Origin of the sequence: Pseudomonas sp. Q1, from assembly GCF_009935975.1 — a bacterium.
In the GTDB taxonomy this organism is placed as follows: Bacteria; Pseudomonadota; Gammaproteobacteria; order Pseudomonadales; family Pseudomonadaceae; genus Aquipseudomonas; species Aquipseudomonas palleroniana.
The window spans coordinates 69,799-91,944 of the sequence record NZ_QODI01000014.1 but is presented as its reverse complement, the minus strand read 5'-3'; the positions used below and the strand labels follow the sequence as shown (position 1 = coordinate 91,944).

At 62.0% G+C, this 22,146-nt stretch carries 26 protein-coding genes; 10 read left to right on the top strand and 16 right to left on the bottom strand.

Annotated elements, in window-relative coordinates; genetic code table 11:
• Positions 1-54: 54 nt before the first annotated feature.
• The 6 genes from DK870_RS21700 to tusD all read right to left on the bottom strand — a co-directional run bounded on the left by DK870_RS21700 (position 55) and on the right by tusD (position 3,495).
• A complete protein-coding gene (locus DK870_RS21700) occupies positions 55-1,050 on the bottom strand; it encodes a glutathione S-transferase family protein (RefSeq protein ID WP_161549650.1) in 996 nt (331 codons plus the stop codon).
• A 92-nt stretch (positions 1,051-1,142) separates the two neighbouring features.
• On the bottom strand, positions 1,143-2,144 hold the full coding sequence (locus tag DK870_RS21695) for a glycosyl transferase family protein (RefSeq protein ID WP_161549649.1): 1,002 nt from the start codon (positions 2,142-2,144) through the stop codon (positions 1,143-1,145).
• On the bottom strand, positions 2,141-2,476 hold the full coding sequence (locus tag DK870_RS21690) for a TusE/DsrC/DsvC family sulfur relay protein (protein WP_126851484.1): 336 nt from the start codon (positions 2,474-2,476) through the stop codon (positions 2,141-2,143). Before DK870_RS21690 ends, DK870_RS21695 begins: the two co-directional genes overlap by 4 nt.
• A complete protein-coding gene (tusB, locus tag DK870_RS21685) occupies positions 2,473-2,751 on the bottom strand; it encodes a sulfurtransferase complex subunit TusB (protein WP_161549648.1) in 279 nt (92 codons plus the stop codon). Before tusB ends, DK870_RS21690 begins: the two co-directional genes overlap by 4 nt.
• A complete protein-coding gene (gene tusC / locus DK870_RS21680; RefSeq protein WP_161549647.1) occupies positions 2,751-3,101 on the bottom strand; it encodes a sulfurtransferase complex subunit TusC in 351 nt (116 codons plus the stop codon). Before tusC ends, tusB begins: the two co-directional genes overlap by 1 nt.
• A gap of 1 nt (position 3,102) precedes the next feature.
• A complete protein-coding gene (gene tusD, locus DK870_RS21675) occupies positions 3,103-3,495 on the bottom strand; it encodes a sulfurtransferase complex subunit TusD (protein WP_060755641.1) in 393 nt (130 codons plus the stop codon).
• A 157-nt stretch (positions 3,496-3,652) separates the two neighbouring features.
• On the opposite strand from tusD, the gene DK870_RS21670 reads away from it, so the two are divergent.
• On the top strand, positions 3,653-4,834 hold the full coding sequence (locus tag DK870_RS21670; RefSeq protein WP_161549646.1) for a CaiB/BaiF CoA-transferase family protein: 1,182 nt from the start codon (positions 3,653-3,655) through the stop codon (positions 4,832-4,834).
• A gap of 95 nt (positions 4,835-4,929) precedes the next feature.
• On the opposite strand, the gene DK870_RS21665 is transcribed toward DK870_RS21670, so the two are convergent.
• Both DK870_RS21665 and DK870_RS21660 read right to left on the bottom strand, forming a co-directional pair.
• Complete coding sequence (locus tag DK870_RS21665) at positions 4,930-5,424, bottom strand: SprT family zinc-dependent metalloprotease (RefSeq protein WP_161549645.1); 495 nt, start codon at positions 5,422-5,424, stop codon at positions 4,930-4,932.
• 129 nt (positions 5,425-5,553) lie between these two features.
• Complete coding sequence (locus DK870_RS21660) at positions 5,554-6,156, bottom strand: Yip1 family protein (RefSeq protein ID WP_060755639.1); 603 nt, start codon at positions 6,154-6,156, stop codon at positions 5,554-5,556.
• Positions 6,157-6,436: 280 nt separating this feature from the next.
• Here DK870_RS21660 and ttcA point away from each other — a divergent pair, with 280 nt between their 5' ends.
• Both ttcA and DK870_RS21650 read left to right on the top strand, forming a co-directional pair.
• Positions 6,437-7,261, top strand: coding sequence for a tRNA 2-thiocytidine(32) synthetase TtcA (ttcA, locus tag DK870_RS21655; protein ID WP_104994129.1), 825 nt, complete (start codon positions 6,437-6,439; stop codon positions 7,259-7,261).
• Between the two features lie 67 nt (positions 7,262-7,328).
• Positions 7,329-8,000, top strand: coding sequence for a DNA-3-methyladenine glycosylase I (locus DK870_RS21650; protein WP_161549644.1), 672 nt, complete (start codon positions 7,329-7,331; stop codon positions 7,998-8,000).
• Here DK870_RS21650 and DK870_RS21645 read toward each other — a convergent pair.
• The 3 genes from DK870_RS21645 to arsC are packed head-to-tail and all read right to left on the bottom strand — an operon-like array spanning position 7,990 to position 9,348.
• Entirely contained in the window at positions 7,990-8,400 is a 411-nt protein-coding gene (locus tag DK870_RS21645; RefSeq protein ID WP_161549643.1) for a DUF2069 domain-containing protein, read from the bottom strand. The genes DK870_RS21650 and DK870_RS21645 overlap by 11 nt on opposite strands.
• Complete coding sequence (gene wrbA / locus DK870_RS21640; protein WP_060755635.1) at positions 8,384-8,998, bottom strand: NAD(P)H:quinone oxidoreductase; 615 nt, start codon at positions 8,996-8,998, stop codon at positions 8,384-8,386. Before wrbA ends, DK870_RS21645 begins: the two co-directional genes overlap by 17 nt.
• The gene (arsC, locus tag DK870_RS21635; protein WP_060755634.1) at positions 8,995-9,348 is read right to left on the bottom strand and encodes an arsenate reductase (glutaredoxin); all 354 of its coding nucleotides are present in this window, start codon (positions 9,346-9,348) and stop codon (positions 8,995-8,997) included. The genes wrbA and arsC overlap by 4 nt, the downstream gene beginning before the upstream one ends.
• Positions 9,349-9,462: 114 nt before the next feature.
• Here arsC and DK870_RS21630 point away from each other — a divergent pair, with 114 nt between their 5' ends.
• Entirely contained in the window at positions 9,463-9,924 is a 462-nt protein-coding gene (locus DK870_RS21630; protein WP_161549642.1) for a TlpA disulfide reductase family protein, read from the top strand.
• A gap of 153 nt (positions 9,925-10,077) precedes the next feature.
• On the opposite strand, the gene DK870_RS21625 is transcribed toward DK870_RS21630, so the two are convergent.
• The 4 genes from DK870_RS21625 to DK870_RS21610 form a co-directional block, all read right to left on the bottom strand.
• Positions 10,078-10,482: an META domain-containing protein gene (locus DK870_RS21625; protein WP_161549641.1), complete on the bottom strand. Its 405-nt coding sequence runs from the start codon at positions 10,480-10,482 to the stop codon at positions 10,078-10,080.
• The gene (locus DK870_RS21620; RefSeq protein ID WP_161549640.1) at positions 10,479-10,919 is read right to left on the bottom strand and encodes a hypothetical protein; all 441 of its coding nucleotides are present in this window, start codon (positions 10,917-10,919) and stop codon (positions 10,479-10,481) included. Before DK870_RS21620 ends, DK870_RS21625 begins: the two co-directional genes overlap by 4 nt.
• 71 nt (positions 10,920-10,990) lie before the next feature.
• On the bottom strand, positions 10,991-11,980 hold the full coding sequence (locus DK870_RS21615) for a 2-hydroxyacid dehydrogenase (RefSeq protein WP_104994125.1): 990 nt from the start codon (positions 11,978-11,980) through the stop codon (positions 10,991-10,993).
• A 60-nt stretch (positions 11,981-12,040) separates the two neighbouring features.
• A complete protein-coding gene (locus DK870_RS21610; RefSeq protein ID WP_060755629.1) occupies positions 12,041-14,794 on the bottom strand; it encodes a response regulator in 2,754 nt (917 codons plus the stop codon).
• 205 nt (positions 14,795-14,999) lie between these two features.
• On the opposite strand from DK870_RS21610, the gene DK870_RS21605 reads away from it, so the two are divergent.
• On the top strand, positions 15,000-15,728 hold the full coding sequence (locus tag DK870_RS21605; protein WP_104994124.1) for a response regulator transcription factor: 729 nt from the start codon (positions 15,000-15,002) through the stop codon (positions 15,726-15,728).
• Complete coding sequence (locus tag DK870_RS21600) at positions 15,715-17,073, top strand: sensor histidine kinase (RefSeq protein ID WP_161549639.1); 1,359 nt, start codon at positions 15,715-15,717, stop codon at positions 17,071-17,073. The genes DK870_RS21605 and DK870_RS21600 overlap by 14 nt, the downstream gene beginning before the upstream one ends.
• A 3-nt stretch (positions 17,074-17,076) precedes the next feature.
• On the opposite strand, the gene DK870_RS21595 is transcribed toward DK870_RS21600, so the two are convergent.
• Entirely contained in the window at positions 17,077-17,592 is a 516-nt protein-coding gene (locus DK870_RS21595; RefSeq protein ID WP_090370293.1) for a DUF2062 domain-containing protein, read from the bottom strand.
• A gap of 135 nt (positions 17,593-17,727) precedes the next feature.
• On the opposite strand from DK870_RS21595, the gene DK870_RS21590 reads away from it, so the two are divergent.
• The 4 genes from DK870_RS21590 (at position 17,728) to lpxK (ending at position 22,133) form a co-directional block, all read left to right on the top strand.
• A complete protein-coding gene (locus DK870_RS21590) occupies positions 17,728-19,953 on the top strand; it encodes a DNA internalization-related competence protein ComEC/Rec2 (protein ID WP_161549638.1) in 2,226 nt (741 codons plus the stop codon).
• A 109-nt stretch (positions 19,954-20,062) separates the two neighbouring features.
• The gene (locus DK870_RS21585) at positions 20,063-20,698 is read left to right on the top strand and encodes a MotA/TolQ/ExbB proton channel family protein (protein WP_090370297.1); all 636 of its coding nucleotides are present in this window, start codon (positions 20,063-20,065) and stop codon (positions 20,696-20,698) included.
• Entirely contained in the window at positions 20,695-21,123 is a 429-nt protein-coding gene (locus tag DK870_RS21580) for a biopolymer transporter ExbD (RefSeq protein ID WP_104994120.1), read from the top strand. The genes DK870_RS21585 and DK870_RS21580 overlap by 4 nt, the downstream gene beginning before the upstream one ends.
• Complete coding sequence (lpxK, locus tag DK870_RS21575; RefSeq protein ID WP_161549637.1) at positions 21,123-22,133, top strand: tetraacyldisaccharide 4'-kinase; 1,011 nt, start codon at positions 21,123-21,125, stop codon at positions 22,131-22,133. The genes DK870_RS21580 and lpxK overlap by 1 nt, the downstream gene beginning before the upstream one ends.
• Positions 22,134-22,146: the final 13 nt, after the last annotated feature.

Genomic DNA, 22,146 nt, shown 5'->3' with positions numbered 1-22,146 from the left:
TGTGGGAGGGGGCTTGCTCCCGATGAGGCCCTCAAGCGCAGCCCATTTTCCGGATCAGCTCCAAACACCTTGACCGGCTAATCGCTCGCGATCATGTTCGGCATCAAACGCTTGCAATGGGCCTTTGGGCACAATCCCCGTCGGATTGATCGTACGGTGACTGGCATAGTAATGCCCCTTGATATGCTCGAAATCCACCGTCTCGGCCACGCCCGGCCACTGATACATCTCCCTCAGCCAGTTCGACAGGTTCGGATAATCCGCAATCCGGCGCAGGTTGCATTTGAAATGGCTGTAATACACCGCGTCAAAGCGAATCAGCGTGGTGAACAGCCGCACGTCGGCCTCGGTCAGGTATTCGCCGGCCAGGTAGCGATGGTTGCCCAAGTGCTGTTCCAGGTGGCTGAGTTCGGCAAACACATCATCAAACGCACTTTCGTACGCCTGCTGCGAGGTGGCGAAACCGGCGCGGTATACGCCGTTGTTCACGGCGGGGTAGATGCGTTCGTTCAGCGCATCGATAGTGGGGCGCAGGGCCTCGGGGTAAAAATCCAGCGTGTTGCCGGTCAGTTCGTTGAACGCACTGTTGAACATGCGGATGATCTCCGCCGATTCATTGCTGACAATGCGCTTGAGCTGCTTGTCCCACAGCACTGGCACCGTGACGCGGCCGGTATAGTCGGCGGTGTCGGCGGTATAGCGTTGGTGCATGAATTCGAAACCCTCCAGCTTGTCGCCGGTAGAACCGTGTGCCTTGTCGAAGGTCCAGCCGTTTTCCAGCATCAACCAGCTGACCACCGACACGTCAATCAGGCTTTCCAAACCTTTGAGCTTGCGCAGGATCAAGGTGCGGTGAGCCCAGGGGCAGGCGAGCGACACATACAGATGGTAGCGTCCGGCCTCGGCCTTGAAGCCACCTTCACCACTGGGGCCGGGCCTGCCGTCGGTGGTCACCCAGTTGCGGCGTTGCGCCTGTTCCCGTTGGAACGCACCGTCCGCGCTACTTTCGTACCACTGGTCTTTCCAATGTCCTTCGATCAGCAAGCCCATGACTGGCTCCTCGACTAATAAGTAAGCGTTGGAGGCCAGTTTAAAGGGCTGAGTTCGATTTAAAAGCGCAAAGACCGGGCGTTAATGATCGACTAAATCGATTTATCCCGAGCATCCCAGTATTGCTGGGCCAACACGAATGCCTGCTCGCGGGGATGCCCCAGGCCACGCAAGGCCAGGGCCATGGTGGCGATCAACGCCAGTTGCGGATAACTGTCCTCGACGTCGCCGCGCCACAGCGCCTTCAGGTGCTCGGGTTCGAGCGTGGCCGGTTTGACGTGGCGCTGGGTGGAGAGGGCGGGCCACTCTTCATCCCAGCTTTCGCCGCCGGTGGTGCCATAGAGATGGCTCGCAGCGTCGGGGTTGATCTCGATTTCGCCGCCGTCACCCTTCACCACGATCACATTGTCGCCCAGCAGGCCGCTGGCATCACGGTGCACACCCTGGTAACCGGGATGGAAAATGCTTTGCAGGCCAAGGCGTGCATTCAGCGGGTTGAGCAGGCGCGCCAGGGAGTGGATCGGCGAGCGCAGGCCCAGGGTGTTGCGCAGGTCAATCATGCGTTGCAGTTGCGGTGCCCAGTCACCCAGTGGGATAAACGCCAGGTTGCCGTGCGCATAGGCCGCTTCCACCTGGCGCCAGTTGCGGCACAGCGGAATCTGCAAGCCTTCCAGCAATTGCTCGGTGTACAGCCGGCCTGCCGTGTGGGCGCCACCCCCGTGCATGAGGATGCGCACACCGTTTTGTGCCAGGCATTTGGCCGCCAGCAGGAACCAGGGCAGGTGGCGTTTCTTGCCGGCATAGGACGGCCAATCGATATCCACGTTCAGCGCCGGAGCCTGCAAACGCTCGCGGACGGCCTCGGTGAAGCCGGCGAGCTCTTGCGGGCTTTCTTCCTTGTGGCGCAGCAGCATCAGGAACGCACCGAGCTGGGTGTCTTCGACTTGTTCGTCGAGCAACATGCCCATGGCCTCGCGGGCCTCTTCGCGGGTGAGGTTGCGCGCGCCGCGCTTGCCTTTGCCCAGGATGCGTACGAACTGTGCAAACGGGTGCTCGGCAGGCGTTTCGAGGGTCAGCGGGGCAAAGTCGGTCATAGGCAATTCGTCGGTCTGGGCAGGCCCGCCAGCTTGGCGGCGAGTTTGGCGGGAGTGCCGTTGAACAGTTTGTTGAGGTACAGGCTGTTGCCCTTTTCCGGGCCCAGCTTCAAGGCGGTGTACTTGATCAGCGGACGCGTGGCGGGGGACAGCTGGAACTCGGCGTAGAAGCCGCGCAGCAGTTCGAGGATTTCCCAGTGCTCCGCCGTCAGCGCCAACGCTTCGGCGGCGGCCAGGGCGTTGGCGACCTCGGCGGACCATGCGTTCAGGTCGACCAGGTAACCGTCCTTGTCCAGTTCGAGGGTGCGCGAACCCACGGTCAGCGTATTCATAGCCAGGTGTTGACCTTGTCGTAGTCGATCGACAGTTGTACGAAGCCTGGATAGTCGACGCTGTCGGCCCAGTCCGGCAGGGGCAGGTTACGCGCCTGCAGGTCTTCGGCCAGCACCCATACCTTCAGGCCCTTGGTTTGCAGGGCTGCATTGTGCAGCGCATAGGTGCCGTCGCCGCAAAGCAGGATCGCGTCATCGGCACCGCAGATGCGCAGGCAACTGGCGAGCCGGCTGTCGGTGAAGGGGGAGTGAGATACCACATGGAGAGTCGACATCAGAGGGTGATCACCTGGTCGTAACGGTCAATCAGTTGGGAGATTTGTGCATTGCCCAGCGCTTCGGCGCTGGCCGGCGCCGTGAGCCCGCGTTCGGCGAGGCTATGTTGGCAGGCGAAGACCTCATCGATGCCGAACAGCCCCAGCGCCTGCAGGTTGGCGCTCAGGTCTTTTTGTTGCACGGCCTTGGCGTCCTGATGCGGCGCCAGCTGAAACACGCCGTCATCCATGAACAATAAACCGATGGGCAGATCGAACGCGCCGCCGGCCAGCACGATATCCAGCGCTTCACGTGCGCTCGGCCCGGACCACGGTGCCTGGCGGCTGATCACCAGTAAAGATTTGGACATGTCATGGCCCTCCAAAGCAGATAAGGCGGTCGGCCGCCTGGGCGGCGTCGTGCAATTGCCCCAGGCCCGAGAGTGCCCACGGTGCCTCGAGGTTCACGGCACTGCGTTGGTAGCGCGTGGCCTCTTCACTGTTGAGCACGCCACGGCGCAACGCGGCGGCAATGCACACCACGCCGTCGAGCTGGTGCGCGCTAACGAATTCGCGCCACTGGCGCGCAATGTCTTGCTCATCCTGGGGCGCAACCACGTTGTTGGAGGCGCTATAGACGCCATCCTGATAAAAAAACAGCCGCACGATCTCATGCCCGGCCGCCAGCGCCGCCTGAGCGAACAGCAAGGCGCGGCGTGAGGAGGGCGCATGGGCGGCGGAAAACAGCGCTATCGCGAACTTCATGGGACACTCTGCCAGCAAACGTGGGCCAATGATAAAGCCGCCGCCGCGAAAAAGCCCGCCGTGATCAAAACGGTCACCGTCGCTGATCGTTCCGGCGATTGCCGGTAGGCGCAAGGCTGCCTAGTCTAGGGGCATTCGAAGTGCAAACGGAGTCTCCATGTCTGGTCCCTTGGCGTCCCTCAAAGTGCTGGATTTTTCCACCTTGCTGCCTGGCCCCTTTGCATCGCTGATGCTGGCGGACATGGGCGCTGAAGTGCTGCGCATCGAGTCGTCCACGCGCATGGACCTGTTACGCGTGCTGCCGCCCCATGATCAGGGTACCTCGGCGAGCCATGCGTACCTCAACCGCAATAAGCGCAGCCTCGCGTTGGACCTGAAACGGGCCGAAGCGCTGGAGATCGTGCGTGAACTGGTCAAGGACTACGACATCCTCGTCGAACAGTTCCGCCCAGGGGTGATGGCGCGCCTGGGTTTGGGCTATGAGGCGCTGAAGGCGATCAACCCTCGGCTGATTTACGTATCGATCACCGGCTACGGCCAAACCGGCCCCTACAAGGACCGCGCCGGGCACGATATCAACTACCTCGCGTTGGCGGGCGTGGCCAGTCATACCGGGCGCCAGGACAGCGGGCCAGTGCCGCTGGGCGTGCAGCTGGCGGATGTGGCTGGGGGGTCGCTGCACGCGGTGGTCGGGCTGCTGGCGGCGGTCGTCGCCCGGCAGCAGAGCGTCGTCGGCCAGCATCTGGATGTGAGCATGACCGACTGTTCGTTCAGCCTGAACGCCATGGCCGGTGCGGGCTACCTGGCTTGTGGGGTGGAGCCGGGGCGCGAGAATCATGTGCTCAATGGCGGCAGCTTTTACGACTACTACCGCACGCGAGATGGGCGCTGGATGTCGGTCGGCAGCCTGGAACCGGGGTTTATGCAGCAATTATGCGTGGCCTTGGGACGGCCGGAGCTGGCGGCCCAGGGCCTGTCACCCAGGCCGGAGCAGCAAAAGGCCCTTAAGCTGGCGCTGCAGATCGAGTTCGAGAAGCGCAGCTTCGATGAGCTGTGTGAGTTGTTTGCCGGGGTGGATGCCTGCGTGGAGCCTGTGCTCAGCTTGAGTGAAGCGGTGCAGCATCCGCAGTTGAAAGCCCGTGAGCTGGTGTGCCAGGTGCCAAGGGCCGATGGCTCGACCCAGGCGCAAATCGCCTGCCCGTTGAAATTTTCAGAGGGCTTGCCGGCGCCTCGACATATCGGGGTGGCGGTCGGTGCCCATAGTGACGAGGTGCTGACGGAGCTGGGGATCAGTGCGCAGCGGATAGCCGAGTTGCGGGGTGCCAACGTGGTTGGGTAGTACCTGAACGGGCGCTATCGGGAGCAAGCCCCCTCCCACAGTTTGAAAGGCGGCGCGGTCAAAATGTGGGAGGGGGCTTGCTCCCGATGAGGCCCTCACTCCCCCCGAGTTTCCCCGGTGAACACCAGGGTCTGCCGACACCGCCGACACAGATACCGCCTGCCCTGGGCGACCATGCCGTGGCGCTGTGGCGAAAACGGAAAGTCGCTGTCGGCACACGGGCATCGGTAGATATAGCGGGTCACCTGCCGGCGTTTCACGGCATAGGTGTGGCAACGATCCGGCGGCAGTTCGTAAACCCCGCGCATGATCAATTGCCATTCTTCGCCATGGGGTTGGATGCGCTCGCCAAACAACTGGTGGGCGATCAGGTGCGCGACTTCGTGGGCCACAGTCTGTTTCAGGAAGTGCTGGCTGTTTTCTCGGTACAACTGGGGGTTGAAACGCAGCAGGTTCTCGTGCAAATGCGCGACACCGGCTTTCTGGCCCCGCAGCTTGAGGCTGACCTGGGGGCGTTTGAAACTTCGTTTGAAAAAGGATTCGGCTAGCAGGAAACACTCTTCGACGCGGGTATTGAGTTGCTCGGGCATGCGGTACTGATCTCCAGAGACACCCAGTATGCCGCAAAGCTGGGTGTTTCCGAATCTGTCAGGCGCCGAATGGTCACGCATAAAGCACAAAGCCACCTTGCGGTGGCCTTGCCCAGGTCGATAAGCGGGTCAGTTGGTATAAATCGGGCCGACGCCCAGGCCCCAGACGATCACGGTAAACGCCATGATCGCCACCAGGACTACCAGCCCCACGGCCAGCACCGAACTGGAGAACAGGAAGCCCTCGTCCGGGTCGATGTTCATGAAGGTCGGCAACCCCACATACAGCAGGTAAACGGTGTAGCAAATGGCTGCCGTGCCCACCATCATGCCCAGCCACATATGCGGATAGAGCGCCGCCAACCCGCCGATAAACAGCGGTGTCGCGGTGTAGGTCGCAAAGGCCACGCAGCGTGACATGGTAGGGCTGGCGTCATAGGTGCGGGCCATCCAGTGAATGAACGCGCCCATTACCGCCACGCCGCCGAGCATGGCTGCGTACGACATGATCGTCATCCAGAGCGCGCTTTCCTGGGTCAGCATCACCGGCGCGCGGCTGCCGATGACCCAGCCGACCTGGGTAGTGCCGATAAAGGCGGAAACGGCGGGGATCGCCGCGAGAATCAGGGTGTGAGTGAGGTACATGTGGCCGATGCTTTCTTCCTTATCGCCACGGATTTCCCGCCATTCCTGGTCGGGATGGGTAAACAGCCCCACGACGTGATGGATCATGCCAGTCACTCCTGTCGTTATTACCATCGCCCCCCATCGGAGCGCCTACGGGCCAGATGGCCTCAAAGGTCTGGATAGATATGCGACCTCAAGTCGCAGTATAGGAAGTGATGACCCGAAAAACTGTAAGGCTTTAGAGCAAATCGCACTGTAAACATTGGCCCTAATCGCGGCGGGGTCTGTTGATGGGAACGCGGCCCGTTCCCACATTGAATGTCGGCACTCGACATCGGTAAAATGCTGCGCTTTTCGTCACACACTTCTAGCGGATCCAAGCGCCATGGGCACTCTTACAGTCAACCAGAACAAACTGCAAAAACGCCTGCGTCGCCTGGCCGGTGAAGCGGTCACCGATTTCAACATGATCGAGGACGGCGACAAGGTCATGGTTTGCCTCTCCGGCGGCAAAGACAGCTACACCATGCTCGACGTGCTGTTGCACCTGCAGAAGGTCGCGCCGATCAAGTTCGAGATCGTCGCTGTCAATATGGACCAGAAACAACCGGGTTTCCCGGAGCACGTACTGCCGGCCTATCTCAAAGAGTTGGGCGTCGAGTACCACATCGTGGAAAAAGACACCTACTCGGTGGTCAAGGAGTTGATCCCGGAAGGCAAGACCACCTGTTCGCTGTGCTCGCGCCTGCGCCGTGGCACGCTCTACACCTTTGCCGATGAGATTGGCGCGACCAAGATGGCCCTGGGTCATCACCGTGATGACATCGTCGAAACCTTCTTCCTCAACATGTTTTTCAACGGCTCGCTCAAGGCCATGCCGCCCAAGCTGCGCGCCGATGATGGGCGCAACGTGGTGATCCGTCCGCTGGCGTACTGCAGCGAGAAGGATATCCAGGCCTACTCCGACCTCAAGCAATTCCCGATCATCCCGTGCAACCTGTGTGGTTCCCAGGAGAACCTGCAGCGTCAGGTGGTCAAGGAAATGCTGGTGGACTGGGAACGCAAGACCCCTGGCCGAACCGAAAGCATCTTCCGCAGCCTGCAGAACGTGATCCCGTCGCAATTGGCTGACCGCAACCTGTTCGACTTCACCAGCCTGACGATCGACGAGACGGCGGCTTCGCGCTTCGTCAATGTAGTGAACCTCTGAGCCATTTCAACGCTCTGACACACGGCGCTCACGGGCGCCGTTTTCAATTCGATTGCCAGGAGAGGGCATGCGCGATTACAAGTGGCTGCACGAATATTGTCTGAACCGCTTCGGTTCAGCGGCCAAGCTGGACGCCCACCTGCCGGTGCCCAAGACCACGGCGCAATTGCGCAAGATCAGTGATGACCGTTACCTGTCGACCCTGGCGCTGCGCGTGTTTCGCGCGGGCTTGAAACACAGCGTGGTAGACGCCAAGTGGCCGGCCTTCGAGCAAGTGTTTTTTGGCTTCGACCCGGAAAAGGTCGTGCTGATGGGCGCCGAACACCTGGAGCGTTTGATGCAGGACACGCGCATCATCCGTCACCTGGGCAAACTCAAAAGCGTGCCGCGCAATGCGCAGATGATCCTCGACATCGAGCAGGAAAAGGGCAGCTTCGGCGCATTCATCGCCGACTGGCCGGTGACCGACATCGTTGGGTTGTGGAAGTACCTGAGCAAGCACGGCCACCAGTTGGGCGGCCTGTCGGCACCGCGCTTTTTGCGCATGGTGGGCAAGGATACCTTTGTGCCGAGCGATGACGTGGTGGCGGCTTTAAATGCGCAGAAGATCGTCGACAAGGCACCGACCAGCCTGCGCGACCTGGCGGCGGTGCAGGCTGCGTTCAACCAGTGGCATGCCGAAAGCGGGCGGCCGATGTGCCAGTTGTCGATGATGTTGGCCTACACCGTCAATCATTGAGTGTGTAGCGCCGATCGAGCTGATGCCGCCAGCGCACATAGAGCAGGGCGGTGCAAAACACCGCCAGGCTCGCCAGCATCTCCAGCACCCCGAACACTTGCCGGTTCGGGTCATACGCGGCCAGCGCGCCCTTGATGAAATACAGGTTTACCACAAAGCACATCCACGAATGCCCACGGGCACTGCCCAGCAGCATCCCCGGCGCCAGTACCAGCAACGGCACCAACTCGATCAGCAGGATCACCCAGGGACGGGCGCCGTGCAGGTCGGCAACGCACAGGTAGTACACGCACAGCAATCCCACCAGGCCCAGGAATGCCAGCAGGCTCAGCGCCCGTGCCACCTTGACCCGAGGTTCCAGCCACGCTTGCGACGGCAGGACCTTAGGCTTTCTGGCCACGGCCGTTCTCCAGCAGCAAGGCGGTGTTTGCCAGGCGCAGGCCCAGGGCGCGGCACAGCGTGATTTCATGTTGATCAAGCATGCGCTTGCCATCCGGCCCGGCATGGTGGCTGGCGCCATACGGCGTGCCGCCGCCCTGGGTGTCGAGCAGCGCCTGTTCGCTGTAGGGCAGGCCGGTGATCAGCATGCCGTGGTGCAGCAAGGGCAGCAGCATCGACATCAGCGTGGTCTCCTGGCCGCCGTGCAGGCTCGCGGTGGAGGTGAACACCCCGGCGGGTTTGCCGACGAGGGCGCCGGTCAGCCACAAGTTGCTGGTGCCGTCGAGGAAATACTTGAGCGGCGCGGCCATGTTGCCGAAGCGGGTCGGGCTGCCCAGGGCCAGGCCCGAGCAGTTTTTCAGGTCATCGAGGCTGGCATACAGCGCGCCTTCATCCGGGATGCTCGGCGCCACGGCTTCGCACTCGGTAGAGATCGCCGGCACGGTGCGCAGACGCGCCTCCAGGCCGGCTTGCTCGATGCCCCGGGCAATTTGCCGGGCCATCTCGCTGACCGAGCCATTGCGGCTGTAATACAGCACCAGCACATACGGAGTCGTCACGGCAGGATCTCCAATACGTTCTCCGGCGGGCGACCGATGATGGCTTTGTCGGCGGTCTCCAGGATCGGGCGTTCCATCAGCTTCGGGTGTGCGGCGATGGCGGCGATCAATTGCGTTTCGCTGAGGCCGGCGTCGGCCAGGTTGAGCGTTTTGTATTCGTCTTCACCGGTGCGCAGCAATTGGCGTGCGCTGATGCCGAGCTTGCTCAGCAGAGCCTTCAGTTGCGCGGCGTCCAGCGGGGTTTCCAGGTAGCGCACGACGGTCGGGGCCAGGCCGCGAGCCTCCAGCAGTTCGAGCGCACCGCGGGATTTCGAGCAGCGCGGGTTGTGATAAAGCGTCAGATCGGTCATGTGCGGGTCGCATCTTGCGTAAGGTGGCGGGTATTCTACCTGCGCTGCGGCTCGCTCTTAAACCGTAAGAGGCGATCGGTCGCAGACAATGTTCATTTTACGAAGGATTACCCCATGACTAGGCGACTGATCGGTGCATTGGCGATCATCACAACCCTGCTGCTCGGTGGCTGCGGCAATGACTATGGCGTTGACCAATACGGCCAGAAGGTGGCGGCCGAACGTCTGGACAAGCAATGGGTGGTGGTCAACTACTGGGCTGAATGGTGTGGCCCGTGCCGCACGGAAATCCCGCAGCTCAATGCCTTGGCCGAGCAGTTGAAAGCGCAGAATGTGGGGGTGTTCGGGGTCAATTTCGACAATGTGCAGGGTGAGGAGCTCAAGGCGGCCAGCGAGAAGCTGGGGATCAAGTTCACCGTCCTGGCGCAGAACCCGGAAGGGATCTTCGATATCCCGCGCAGCGAGGCATTGCCGGTGACCTACATCATCGATGACAAGGGCAAGGTGCGTGAGCAGTTGATGGGCGAGCAGACGGCAGAGGGGGTGCTGGCCAAGCTCAAGGCTTTGCGCGGGTAAAGCGACGACTCAAGGCAAATGTGGGGGGCGGTGCGATGATTCGACTTGCTGCCGATGGCGGTGTGTCAGTCAGCTGATGTATTGACTGGCACATCGCTATCGGGAGCAAGCCCCCTCCCACAATTGGATCTCATCAGTCCACAGATCGGCGGATCAGCCTTCTTCCAGCCACAGGCGGATCGGCTTGCCCTCGGCCGGCCAGAAGCGGGTCTGTTCGATCGGCGAGATATCCCAGCGCTCAACGCCTTGCAGGGCCTGGAAGAAGCGGTGTTCCTGCTCCATCAAGGCCTCGGCGCAGAGCTTGCGGGTGCTGCCGAGCTTGCCGAAACTGAGTTTCTGGCCATCGATGGTGTACGGCGCAAACCAGTGGTTGCAGCCACCATTGCCATAGGCGCGACCATCGGCGCCCAGGGTCACGGTCAGGTGCGCGTAGTCCATCAAGGGCCGCTCACCAATCCACTCCACCACGTAGCTGTGATCCTGTTCCAGCTTCGCCGTATCGCTGGCGCAGCCGCCGAGGCCGATGCCGATGGCGGCAAGCAGCAGCGGGGCTTTCATTGTGCGGCCTGCTGGCATTTCGGGCAGCGGTGCTTGTCGCCTTCGCCGGCCCAGCCCAATTCCTTGATGCGCGCGTTGGCGGCCTGGGGGAATGGCTCTTTGGTCAGCTTGGTTTCCACTGCAAATTCAAACTCCAGCACGCTCTCGCAGCTGTCGCAGTTGACCTTCCAGGTGTGAATCTCCAGCTCGCCGAATTTCGGCCCCTGGGCCATGGCGACCCATTGGCCCGCCGGGCGGATGGAATAGCGCGCGTCACCTTCGACGGTCAGGCGCATCGACAGGGTTTTACTGCCGCGCAGGGTGACGATCAGTACGTCGCCATGCTTGATCGAACCACCGTTGCCGGTGACCTGATAACGGCCCGGCACCAGGGCACGGCATTCGATCAGGGTGTGTTGCGGGCTCAGCAAGCTGAAGCGGAAATCGTGTTCGGCCATGGGTCCTCCAATTAGGCGCGGCATCCTATCACGGGTGCCGGCCTATCATGAGCCTGGTATATGACCGCTGATCAGCCCTCCACCAGGTTCCGTGGCAGACCCTCGGCCCAGGCAGCGATGTTAGCCAGCGTCGTGCCGGCAATCGCCGCCAACGCTTCGCGCGTCAGGAACGCCTGGTGGGCGGTGATGATCACATTGGGAAAGGTCAAAAGGCGTGCAAGCACATCGTCTTGCAAGGGCAGGTCGGAGCGGTCTTCGAAGAACAGCTGGGCTTCTTCCTCGTACACATCTAGCCCCAAATAACCGAGTTGCCCCTGCTTGAGTGCATCGATCAGTGCCGGTGTGTCGACCAGCCCCCCGCGCCCGGTATTGATCAGCATCGCACCCGGCTGCATCTGGGCCAGGGACCGTGCGTTGATCAGGTGTTGGCTGTCGTGGGTGAGCGGGCAGTGCAGGCTGATGATCTGCGCCTCGGCCAGCAACTCCGGCAGGCTCGTGTAGCGGGCGCCAAGGGCCTGCACCTGGGGGTTGGGGAAGGGGTCGTAGGCCACCAGCCGGCAGCCGAAACCGGCCATGATCCTGGCGAATGCCGCGCCGATCTGCCCGGTGCCGACGACGCCGACAGTCTTGCCGACGAGGTCGAAACCGGTCAGCCCGTGCAGGCTGAAATCACCGTCGCGGGTGCGGTTGTAAGCACGATGCAAACGGCGGTTGAGGGCCAGGATCAACGCCACCGCATGCTCGGCCACCGCGTGGGGCGAATAGGCCGGCACGCGGACGATGGCCAGTCCCAGGCGCTTGGCGGCGGCCAGGTCGACATGGTTGTAGCCGGCCGAACGCAGGGCGATCAGGCGCGTACCGCCGTTGGCCAAGTGTTCCAGCACCGGGGCGCTGAGGTCATCGTTGATGAAGGCACACACTACCTCGTGATGCTCGGCCAGGGCCACAGTGTCGAGGTTGAGGCGGGCGGGCTGGAAGTGCAGTTCTAAGCCGGCGGGCAGCGGCTCACCGAGAAAACTGTCGCGGTCGTAGTGCTGGCTGCTGAAAAGAATGACGCGCATCAAATGGAGCTCCCTGTTCATTTGCGAGTTGGAAATGCCTCCCACACGGGTTCCTGTCAATCAGGCGCTGACCCGCGCTTCACTGGCCAGGCGGGCAATTGCCATGTCCAGCTCGTCGAGTGCGGTCATGGCCTTGGCGTCGTCCTGCTTGAGCAGGGTTTCGGCGCGCTGGCAGGCGGCACGCAGTTGCGGCACACCGCAATAGCGCGTGGCGCCGTGCAGGCGGTGAACGCGCTCGATCAAGGCGTTGTTGTCATTGGCTTCGCGGGCGGCGGTGATGGCCTGGCGGTCGGCTTCCAGCGACGCCAGCAACATGGCCAGCATATCGGCGGCCAGATCGGCTTTGTTGGCGGCCAGACGCAAGCCTTCCTCGTGGTCCAGCACCTGCAGTCGCACGCCGGGGGCCAAGCCGTCAGGGGCGCGCTCCGGCCCCTGGTTGCGCAGGGCCAGGCCGGTCCACTTCAACACCACCTGGGCCAGTTGCCGTTCGCTGATGGGTTTGGTCAGGTAATCGTCCATGCCGCTTTGCAGCAGGGCGCGCTTTTCATTGGCCATGGCATGGGCGGTGAGGGCGACCACCGGCAATGGCGTACCGTGGCGCTCGCTTTCCCACTGGCGAATCGCCTCGGTGCTCTGGCGTCCGTCCATGCCGGGCATTTGTACGTCCATCAGCACCAGGTCGAAGGTTTCCTGTTTCACCGCATCGATGGCGGCGTAACCGCTTTCCACCGCCAGCACCTTGGCGCCCATGTCTTCCAGCAGGGTTTGCACCAGCAACAGGTTCGCCGGGTTGTCATCCACGCACAGCACACGCGGTGCTCGGCTGGACAGCGGCTCACCCGGTTCACTGCGCGACGGGCGCGGGCTGATCAGGTCGGCGAGCGCCCGGCGCAGCTTGCGCGTACAGGCAGGCTTGGCCTGCAATTGGCTGTTGGGGTTGGGCACTGACTGGTTGAACAGCATCTGCTCGGTGGTCGGGCACAGCACCAGCACTTTGCAGCCCAGGTGTTCGAGGTCCCACAGGTGCTGGTTGAGGCGTTCAGGAGGGATGTCATTGGCGGTGACGCCGAGTACCGCCAGGTCAATGGCCTGCTCGGTCTGATGCGCGCTGGTAATGCCGTTGGTGAGGTTTTCCAGGGAGTTGAATGGCGTAACTTCAAGCCCGCAGTCTTCCAACTGATGTTGCAGGGCCTGGCGCGCCAGCTCGTGATTTTCCAGTACGGCCACCCGGCGACCGAGCAGTGGTGCGGCGGGCAGGTCTTCAACGTCGTCGCGAGTTTTGGGCAGGTTCAGGCTGATCCAGAACTCCGAACCTTCACCCGGCGTGCTGTCAACGCCGATTTCACCACCCATCTGTTCGATCAGGCGCTTGGAAATCACCAGCCCCAAGCCGGTGCCTCCTGGCTGGCGCGACAGCGAGTTGTCGGCCTGGCTGAACGCCTGGAACAGTGCGCGTACATCCTGGTTGGACAGGCCGATGCCGGTGTCTTGCACGCTGATGCGCAGTTGTACGCTGTCTTCCTGTTCGTCCTCGATCATCGCCCGGGCGACAATGGTGCCTTCGCGGGTGAACTTGATCGCGTTGCTGACCAGGTTGGTCAGAATCTGCTTGAGGCGCAGCGGGTCGCCGACCAACGCCAATGGCGTGTCGCGGTACACCAGGCTGACCAGTTCCAGCTGCTTGGCATGGGCGGCAGGCGCGAGGATGGTCAGGGTGTCTTGCAGCAAGTCCCGCAGGTTGAAGGGCACGCTGTCGAGCACCAACTTGCCGGCCTCGATCTTCGAGAAATCGAGGATCTCGTTGATGATGCCCAACAGGTTGTCGGCGGATTTTTCGATGGTGCCCAGGTAATCCAGCTGGCGTGGCGACATCTCGCTTTTCTGCAACAGGTGGGTGAAGCCCAGGATGCCATTGAGCGGGGTGCGGATCTCATGGCTCATGTTGGCCAGGAACTCCGATTTGATGCGGCTGGCTTCCAGGGCTTCCTTGCGCGCCAGGTCCAGTTCGATGTTCTGGATCTCGATGGTCTCCAGGTTCTGGCGCACGTCTTCGGTGGCCTGGTCGATACTGTGTTGCAGTTCTTCCTGGGCATTCTGCAGGGTTTCGGCCATGCGGTTGATGCCCGAGGCCAACTGGTCCAGTTCCTGGCTGCCCAACGGTGGCAAGCGGGTTTCGAGGTTGCCGTCCTTGAGTTGGGCCACGGCCAGTTTGATCTGGCTGATGGGTGAATTGATCGTGCGGCTGATGCGCAGTGCCAGGGCGGCGGTGCAGATCAGGCCGATGGCGATCAACAGCAAGCTGGCGAACAGGCTGCGATAGCCGCGCAGCAACATGCCGTTGTGGGACAGTTCCACCTCGACCCAGCCCAGCAGGCGGTCGGATTCATCGGGGATCAGTTCGCCGGCGAGGTTGCGATGGCGGCCGAACACCGGCAGCAGGTAGCGCGTGGCGTCGTTGCCGGTGCGCTGCAACAGGTGCGAGCTGTTGCCGATAGGTGGTTGATTGAGCATGGTCGGGCCGGCGTGGGCCAGGGATGAGCGGTCCGGCGCAAGGAACGACACGGTGCGCACGTCCGGTTGTTCCAGGGATTGGGTGGCGATGCGTTCCAGCAGATCGGTGTTTTTGCTGCTCAGGGGTGGTGCCACCAGCGGCGCCAATTGCTCGGCGATCATCTCACCGCGTTGCAGCAACTGGGTCTGCAGTTCCGACAGTTGCATCCAGGTGAAATAGCCTCCCAACAACAAGGCCATCAGGCTGGTCGGTAATAAGGTCAGCAACAGTACGCGGCCTTTGATCCCCATTTTTCTAAGCACGCCACTCTCCTGCTACCACATTGATATCAATCATTCGCGCAGGCATCCGGCCCGCGCCACCTGCGCAGTGTAGCCATTTGCGCCGGGTGGATTCTCGTAAATTAATGACAGAGGGCAATCTTCGGGCTATTCGTCGCCGGCTGGCGATTGCCTGGCACGGTTTAATCTTGAATAATCAGTCATTGAGAATGACTTGCAGACGCTAATGAATCCCGCAGCCGTTGGCCCACCCAGTATCCTGACCATCGAAGATGACCCTGTATTGGGCGCCTATGTGCATGAGCACCTGGGACGTTGCGGTTTCCAGGTGACGTGGTGCCAGAATGGCCGGCAAGGTTTGCAGATGGCCCGTGACCAGGCGTTCGATGTGGTGTTGATGGACATCCTGCTGCCGGGCCTGGACGGTTTGTCGATCCTCACGCATTTGCGCCAGAGCCATGCGGTGCCCGTGATCCTGATGTCGGCCCTGGGCGCCGAGGCGGATCGCATCAGCGGCTTTCGCCTGGGAGCCGACGACTACCTGCCCAAGCCGTTCAGCATGATCGAGTTGCGCGTGCGCATCGAGGCGATCCTGCGCCGGGTCGCCCTGGACCGGCGCCCGCAGCCGGCCCTGATACCAGCGCGTGAAGACGTGCAGACCCTGCGCTTTGACGATGAACAGTGCGATGTCTTTCACCGGGAGCAATGGGGCGGGCTGACGCGCAGTGAGTATCGCCTGCTGGAAACCCTGCACCGTAATGCCGAAGAGGTGCTCAGCAAGGCTTTCCTTTACCAGCATGTGTTACAGCGCGGCTATGCCCCGCATGATCGCAGCCTGGATATGCATATCAGCCAGATTCGTCGCAAGCTCAAGGCAATTGGCTACAGCGAGCGTGAAGTGCGCACCGTTTGGGGCAAGGGCTACGTATTGAGCGGTGCTGATGAAGGGCTTTGAGCGCTTGCCCGGCAAGCACTCGCTGTTCTGGAAGCTCGCCTGCCTGTTGATCGCCTTCTGTTTGCTGATGATCTGGCTCAGTTGGTCCTGGGGCCAGTATCTGGAGGAGCAGAGCGCCAATGTGGCTGAAGAGTCCCGCGAGGTCTTGCGAGGCTACGCAGCGGGTGCCGAACTGGCCTGGAAGACGCAAGGCCGTGACGGTGTCGACGCGTGGCTGCAACTGATGGCCACGCGCGAGACCACCTGGATCGGTGTGATCGGCAAGGATTTGCAGTCCCTGAGCAGCACACCCTTGAGCGACAAGGAGAGCCAGCGCCTGACGTTTCTGCGGGGCCTGGAGTGGCCGGTCAGCCGACATGTCAAAGGGCTGCCCTGGCTCAAGATTCCGTTTCCGGTGGACCCCGGCGCAGGCTCGTTGGTGATCGAGCTGCCGCAACGCTTTATGCCCGGGCGTTATCAGCTGCTCTGGCGGGTGTTGACCAATGGCGTGATCCCCGGTTTGTTTACTTTGCTGTTGTGCGTGGGCCTCTATCGGTTGCTGATCATGCCCCTTAATCAATTGCGTGAGCAGGCCAACGCCTGGCGTGCTGACCAGTTGAATACGCGTATGTCCCGCGACGCCACCAGTCGCCAGGATGAACTGGGCGAGTTGAGCCGGGCCTTTGATCATATGTCCGAGCGCTTGCAGGGCACCGTGGTGATACAACAACAGTTACTGCGCGATATGTCCCACGAGCTACGCACACCCTTGAGCCGCCTGCGCGTAGCCTGCGACAGTGAGCAAGACCTGGCGCAGCTGCGTGAACGGTTAAACCGCGAAATCGACGGTATGCAACGCCTGGTGGAAGACAGCCTGCAACTGGCTTGGCTGGACAGTGAGCGCACGCCGTTGCCGAACGAAGATATCCAGATCCAGGCGTTGTGGGACATGCTGCGCGAAAACGCCTGCTATGAAAGTGCTTGGCCGGCATCGCGCCTGCCATGCCGCCTGGTGGATGACTGCTGGGTGCGGGGCAACCTGAATGCACTGGCCCAAGCGTTGGAAAATATCCTGCGCAACGCGATACGACATTCGCCTGCCCACGGGGTGGTGCAACTGGATGGCTATCGCGAAGGAGACTACTGGCATCTCTGGCTGGAAGACCAGGGCGGCGGCATTGACGAGCAAGACGTGGAGCGGATCTTTGCGCCCTTTACCCGTCTGGAGGGCTCACGCCCTGGCGACGGCGGTTTCGGCCTTGGCTTGAGCATCGCCCGCAACGCCGTGCAGCGCCAGGGCGGGCGTTTATGGGCGGAAAATACCGGGCAGGGCCTGCGTGTACATCTGCGCCTGCTGGCCCGCTAGCCTTCAGGTGCGTCGCTGTTTGCGCTTTTTCCACTGGTGGCCAACCCACCAGCGCCAGTACAGCATCGTCAGGCAATAGGCCAGAGCTCCCAACAACAGCCCGCACACGACTGAACCCAACAGAAACGGCTGCCACAGCGTGCTGAGCTGGCCGCTGATCCATTCCCAGGTCAGGTTATCGGGCAGGCTGCGTGGCGGCACGTTCATCAGCCAGGCGCCTGTCAGGTAAGTACCGACAAACACAAACGGCATGGTGATCGGGTTGGTCAGCCACACCAGGCTGACAGCGATCGGCATATTCGCGCGCACGCTGATGGACAGGGCGGCCGCCAGCAGCATCTGAAAGGGAATCGGAATAAACGCGGCAAACAGGCCAACCGCCATGGCACGTGCGACGGAGTGTCGGTTCAGGTGCCAGAGGTTGGGGTCATGCAGCAACGTGCCGAGAAATCGTAAGGACTTGTGTTCCCTGATACTACTAGGATCGGGCATGTACCGTTTGAATAAGCGCCGTGGCATAAGGGGTCCCGGTCAATTCGAGGGGCAAGTATGCGCGCATTCTATAAACAGAAAATTCAGACTTTGTGACAAAACATCATAGGCCGTGCCGGACGCCCAGCTAAGACTGAGTGGATCACTGGAAAAGGATGATCCATGAGAACAGGGATGTTCGCGCTCGCACTCGGTTTGCTGACGTTGCGCTGGTTGCCGGCACTGCCGCCGGTCGGCGGGGTGTTGGCGATGCTGGTGCTGGCCTTGATGTTATTGCCGTGGCGCAGCTATCCACTGGCGTTCTTTCTGCTGGGCCTGAGCTGGGCTTGCATCAGCGCGCAGTGGGCGCTGAATGATCGATTGCTACCCGCGCTGGACGGGCAGACCCGCTGGGTCGAGGGCCGTGTCACCGGGCTGCCGCAGCAGACGAGCAGCGGCGTGCGCTTCGAACTCAGCGACAGTCGGTCGCGCCATGCGCGTTTGCCCAAGCGTATCCGGGTGTCCTGGCACGGTGGACCGGCGGTACGCAGTGGCGAACGCTGGCGCCTGGCAGTGACGCTCAAACGACCGTCCGGCCTGCTCAACTTTCACGGTTTTGACTATGAGGCGTGGCTGCTGGCCCAGCGCATTGGCGCCATTGCGTCTGTCAAGGACGGGCAGCGCCTGGCGCCGGCTCGCGATGCGTGGCGCGATAGCCTGCGCCAGCGGCTGATGAGCGTGGACATGCAAAATCGCCAAGGCGCCGTGACGGCGTTGGTGCTGGGGGACGGTTCCGGCTTGGATGCGCAGGATTGGCGGGTGCTGCAGGACACCGGGACCGTGCACCTGCTGGTGATTTCCGGCCAGCATATCGGTTTGCTGGCAGGGTTGATTTACGGCCTGGTGGCCGGGTTGGCGCGCTATGGTGGCTGGCCCCATGCGCTGCCGTGGCTGCCATGGGCATGCGGTTTGGCGTTTGCCGCCGCGCTGGGTTATGGCCTGCTCGCCGGGTTGGGTGTGCCGGTGCAGCGGGCCTGCATGATGGTTGCCCTGGTGTTGCTGTGGCGCCTGCGGTTCCGGCATTTGGGCGGCTGGTGGCCGTTGTTGCTGGCATTCAATGCGGTGCTGGTATTCGAGCCCTTGGCCAGCCTGCAGCCGGGGTTCTGGTTGTCGTTTGCCGCAGTTGCGGTGCTGGTGCTGGCCTTCGGTGCACGTCTGGGCCCCTGGAGCGTCTGGCAGGCATGGACCCGGCCCCAATGGCTGATCGCCCTCGGGTTGTTTCCGGTGTTGCTGGTGCTCGGCCTGCCCATCAGCCTCAGCGCGCCGGTCGCCAACCTGTTTGCCGTGCCGTGGGTCAGCCTGGTGGTGCTGCCCCTGGCGCTGCTGGGCACTGCGCTGCTAGGGGTGCCATTTGTCGGGGAGAACCTGCTGTGGCTGGCCGGTGGGGCACTGGATGGGCTGTTCCAGGGTTTGACGCTGTTGGCTGCGCGCGTGCCCGCCTGGATACCGGCCGAAGTACCGTTGGGATATTGGCTGGTGAGCCTTGTGGGTACCGTGGCATTGCTGCTGCCCAAGGGCGTGCCGTTCCGGTTGCTGGGTTGGCCGATGCTTCTGTTGGCAGTGTTTCCTCCCAGGGGCCCGGTGCCCCATGGGCAGGTTGACGTGGTGCAACTGGACGTCGGCCAGGGCCAGGCATTGATTCTGCGCACCCGTCATCACAGCTTGCTCTACGATGCCGGCCCTCGATCCGGGATGATTGATTCAGGGGCGCGAGTGGTCTTGCCATCGTTGAAGAAACTCGGGGTCGAGCGGTTGGACATGATGTTGCTCAGCCATGCCGACGCCGACCATGCCGGCGGTGCGGTCGCGGTGGCCGAGGGGCTGCCCGTCGGCCGGGTAGTGGGTGGCGAGACCGAAGGGCTGCCGGCTGTTCTCGCGGCTCAGCCCTGTATCAGTGGCGAGACATGGGTGTGGGACGGTGTGTCGTTCGCGTTATGGCAATGGCCGGGTGCGCTCGACGGTAACCCCAGGTCATGTGTGTTACAGGTACAGGCCAATGGTGAGCGCCTGCTGCTCACCGGCGATATCGACCGTGCGGCAGAACGGGCTTTTCTCGACACGCCGCTGGCGACGCCAACCGACTGGCTGCAAGCCCCCCATCATGGCAGCCGCAGTTCTTCCTCCTGGCCCTTCGTGCAACGGTTGGCACCCAAGTCGGTGTTGATCTCCAGAGGGTGGGGCAATGCATTCGGCCACCCTCACGCGTCGGTAATGGAACGTTATCGGGCCATGGGCAGTCGGGTCTACGACAGCGCCGAACAGGGCGCGGTGCGTGTGCAATTGGGCGCCTTCAAGCCGCCGGTCGTTGCGCGTAGTCAACGCCGTTTCTGGCGCGAACCGTTACCTTAGCCCAGTGTTATCAACGACCGGCACCTGCGACGGACGGGGCGTGGGGCGACGAACCCCGACGCTGAACCTATATGGTAAAGTGGCGCACTTTTTCGAGGGGACATTCACTGTGTGGGAATTGGTCAAATCCGGTGGCTGGATGATGTTGCCGATCATTCTGAGCTCCATCGCCGCACTCGGCATCGTTGCTGAACGCCTGTGGACCTTGCGCGCCAGCCGCGTCACCCCCGAGCACTTGCTGGGGCAGGTCTGGGGCTGGATCAAGAACAAGCAACTCGACAAGGAAAAACTCAAGGAGCTGCGCGCCAACTCGCCCCTGGGGGAAATCCTCGCCGCCGGCCTTGCCAACTCCAAGCATGGTCGCGAGATCATGAAAGAGTGCATCGAAGAAGCCGCTGCCCGGGTCATTCATGAGTTGGAACGCTACATCAACGCCCTCGGTACCATTGCCGCGATGGCGCCGTTGCTCGGCTTGCTGGGGACGGTGCTGGGTATGATCGACATCTTCAGCTCGTTCATGGGCTCGGGCATGACCACCAACGCCGCGGTGTTGGCCGGTGGTATTTCCAAGGCGTTGATCACCACGGCAGCGGGCCTGATGGTCGGTATTCCATCGGTGTTTTTCCACCGCTTCCTGCAACGGCGCATCGATGAACTGGTGGTCGGCATGGAGCAGGAAGCCATCAAGCTGGTGGAAGTGGTGCAGGGCGACCGCGATGTGGACCTGGTTGAGGGCAAAGCGTGAAATTTCGCCGCAAGCAACGGGAAAATGTCGATATCAACCTCGCGTCGCTGATCGACGTGGTGTTTATCCTGCTGCTGTTTTTTGTCGTCACCACCACTTTCACCCGGCAGACCGAGCTGCGGGTCGATCTGCCGGAAGCGGTCAGCGGCTCGCCGGCCGAAGATCAGCAGGTCAAGCAACTGGATATCGCCATCAGCGCCGATGGGGTGTTTTCGGTGAATAACCAGTTGCTGGAAAAGAACGACCTCAACAGCCTGATGGAAGCCTTGCAGAAGGAGTCCGGTGGTGACACCACGATGCCGCTGTCGATCAGTGCCGATGGCAAGACCCAGCATCAAGCGGTGATCACAGCGATGGATGCTGCCGGCAAATTGGGCTTCAGCCATTTGCGCATGTCCACCGTCGAGGCGGCGAGCGCACCCTGATGCCTCTTTCCGATCGATTGCTCAAGGCGTGGTACGAGGGCCATCCGGCTCTCGCGCTGTTGCGGCCGCTGGAGTCCTTGTATCGCCGGGTGGTGCAGCGCAAGCGTGCACGGTTCCTGGCGGGTGAGGGCGACATCTACCAATCGCCGGTGCCGGTGGTGGTGGTCGGTAATATCACCGTGGGTGGCACGGGCAAGACGCCGTTGATCCTGTGGCTGATCGAGCACTGTCGGCGCAGTGGTTTGCGCGTGGGGGTCGTCAGTCGTGGATACGGTGCCAAGCCGCCGCAATTGCCTTGGCGGGTCGACGCCGGCCACAGCGCCGAGGTGGCGGGCGACGAACCGTTGCTGATCGTGCAGCGGTGCGGCGTCCCGTTGATGATCGACCCTGATCGCAGTCGCGCCGTGAAGGCGTTACTGGCCAGCGAAACCCTGGACCTGATCCTTTCAGACGATGGAATGCAACATTACCGTCTGGCCCGCGACCTGGAGCTGGTTTTGATCGATGCTGCGCGGGGGCTTGGCAACCGCCGTTGCCTGCCTGCCGGGCCGTTACGCGAGCCCGTGGAGCGTCTGCAGGGTGTGGATGCGTTGCTTTACAACGGCGCCGTGACGGATCGTGACGACGGCTTTGCCTTCCGCCTGATGCCCACCGCGTTGATCAACCTGAATACCGGTGAGCGCCAGCCGATCGATTATTTTCCGCCGGGCCAGGCGGTGCACGCGGTCGCTGGCATCGGCAATCCGCAACGTTTCTTCAATACCCTTGAAACGCTACACTGGCAGCCGATACCCCATGCATTTGCCGACCATGCGCCCTATAGCGCCGAGGTCTTGAATTTTACACCGTCATTGCCGCTGGTCATGACCGAGAAGGACGCGGTGAAGTGCCGCGCCTTTGCCCAGCCTGACTGGTGGTACCTTGCGGTGGATGCGGCGCCGTCGCCGGCGTTTGTCGCCTGGTTCGACACGCAACTGATGCGCCTGCTGCCCGACCGTCTCTTGCCTTAAAACGCTTTTTTCC

Bases quoted from the DNA above. Each gene is read 5' to 3' on its own strand.
- DK870_RS21700 (WP_161549650.1), bottom strand. From the start codon at position 1,050: ATGGGCTTGCTGATCGAAGGACATTGGAAAGACCAGTGGTACGAAAGT.
- DK870_RS21625 (WP_161549641.1), bottom strand. From the start codon at position 10,482: ATGAAAGCCCCGCTGCTGCTTGCCGCCATCGGCATCGGCCTCGGCGGC.
- tusB (WP_161549648.1), bottom strand. From the start codon at position 2,751: ATGTCGACTCTCCATGTGGTATCTCACTCCCCCTTCACCGACAGCCGG.
- DK870_RS21670 (WP_161549646.1), top strand. From the start codon at position 3,653: ATGTCTGGTCCCTTGGCGTCCCTCAAAGTGCTGGATTTTTCCACCTTG.
- DK870_RS21665 (WP_161549645.1), bottom strand. From the start codon at position 5,424: ATGCCCGAGCAACTCAATACCCGCGTCGAAGAGTGTTTCCTGCTAGCC.
- DK870_RS21620 (WP_161549640.1), bottom strand. From the start codon at position 10,919: ATGGCCGAACACGATTTCCGCTTCAGCTTGCTGAGCCCGCAACACACC.
- tusD (WP_060755641.1), bottom strand. From the start codon at position 3,495: ATGAAGTTCGCGATAGCGCTGTTTTCCGCCGCCCATGCGCCCTCCTCA.
- DK870_RS21605 (WP_104994124.1), top strand. From the start codon at position 15,000: ATGAATCCCGCAGCCGTTGGCCCACCCAGTATCCTGACCATCGAAGAT.
- DK870_RS21595 (WP_090370293.1), bottom strand. From the start codon at position 17,592: ATGCCACGGCGCTTATTCAAACGGTACATGCCCGATCCTAGTAGTATC.
- tusC (WP_161549647.1), bottom strand. From the start codon at position 3,101: ATGTCCAAATCTTTACTGGTGATCAGCCGCCAGGCACCGTGGTCCGGG.
- DK870_RS21650 (WP_161549644.1), top strand. From the start codon at position 7,329: ATGCGCGATTACAAGTGGCTGCACGAATATTGTCTGAACCGCTTCGGT.
- DK870_RS21615 (WP_104994125.1), bottom strand. From the start codon at position 11,980: ATGCGCGTCATTCTTTTCAGCAGCCAGCACTACGACCGCGACAGTTTT.
- ttcA (WP_104994129.1), top strand. From the start codon at position 6,437: ATGGGCACTCTTACAGTCAACCAGAACAAACTGCAAAAACGCCTGCGT.
- DK870_RS21590 (WP_161549638.1), top strand. From the start codon at position 17,728: ATGAGAACAGGGATGTTCGCGCTCGCACTCGGTTTGCTGACGTTGCGC.
- arsC (WP_060755634.1), bottom strand. From the start codon at position 9,348: ATGACCGATCTGACGCTTTATCACAACCCGCGCTGCTCGAAATCCCGC.
- DK870_RS21630 (WP_161549642.1), top strand. From the start codon at position 9,463: ATGACTAGGCGACTGATCGGTGCATTGGCGATCATCACAACCCTGCTG.
- DK870_RS21690 (WP_126851484.1), bottom strand. From the start codon at position 2,476: ATGAATACGCTGACCGTGGGTTCGCGCACCCTCGAACTGGACAAGGAC.
- DK870_RS21600 (WP_161549639.1), top strand. From the start codon at position 15,715: ATGAAGGGCTTTGAGCGCTTGCCCGGCAAGCACTCGCTGTTCTGGAAG.
- DK870_RS21695 (WP_161549649.1), bottom strand. From the start codon at position 2,144: ATGACCGACTTTGCCCCGCTGACCCTCGAAACGCCTGCCGAGCACCCG.
- lpxK (WP_161549637.1), top strand. From the start codon at position 21,123: ATGCCTCTTTCCGATCGATTGCTCAAGGCGTGGTACGAGGGCCATCCG.
- DK870_RS21660 (WP_060755639.1), bottom strand. From the start codon at position 6,156: ATGATCCATCACGTCGTGGGGCTGTTTACCCATCCCGACCAGGAATGG.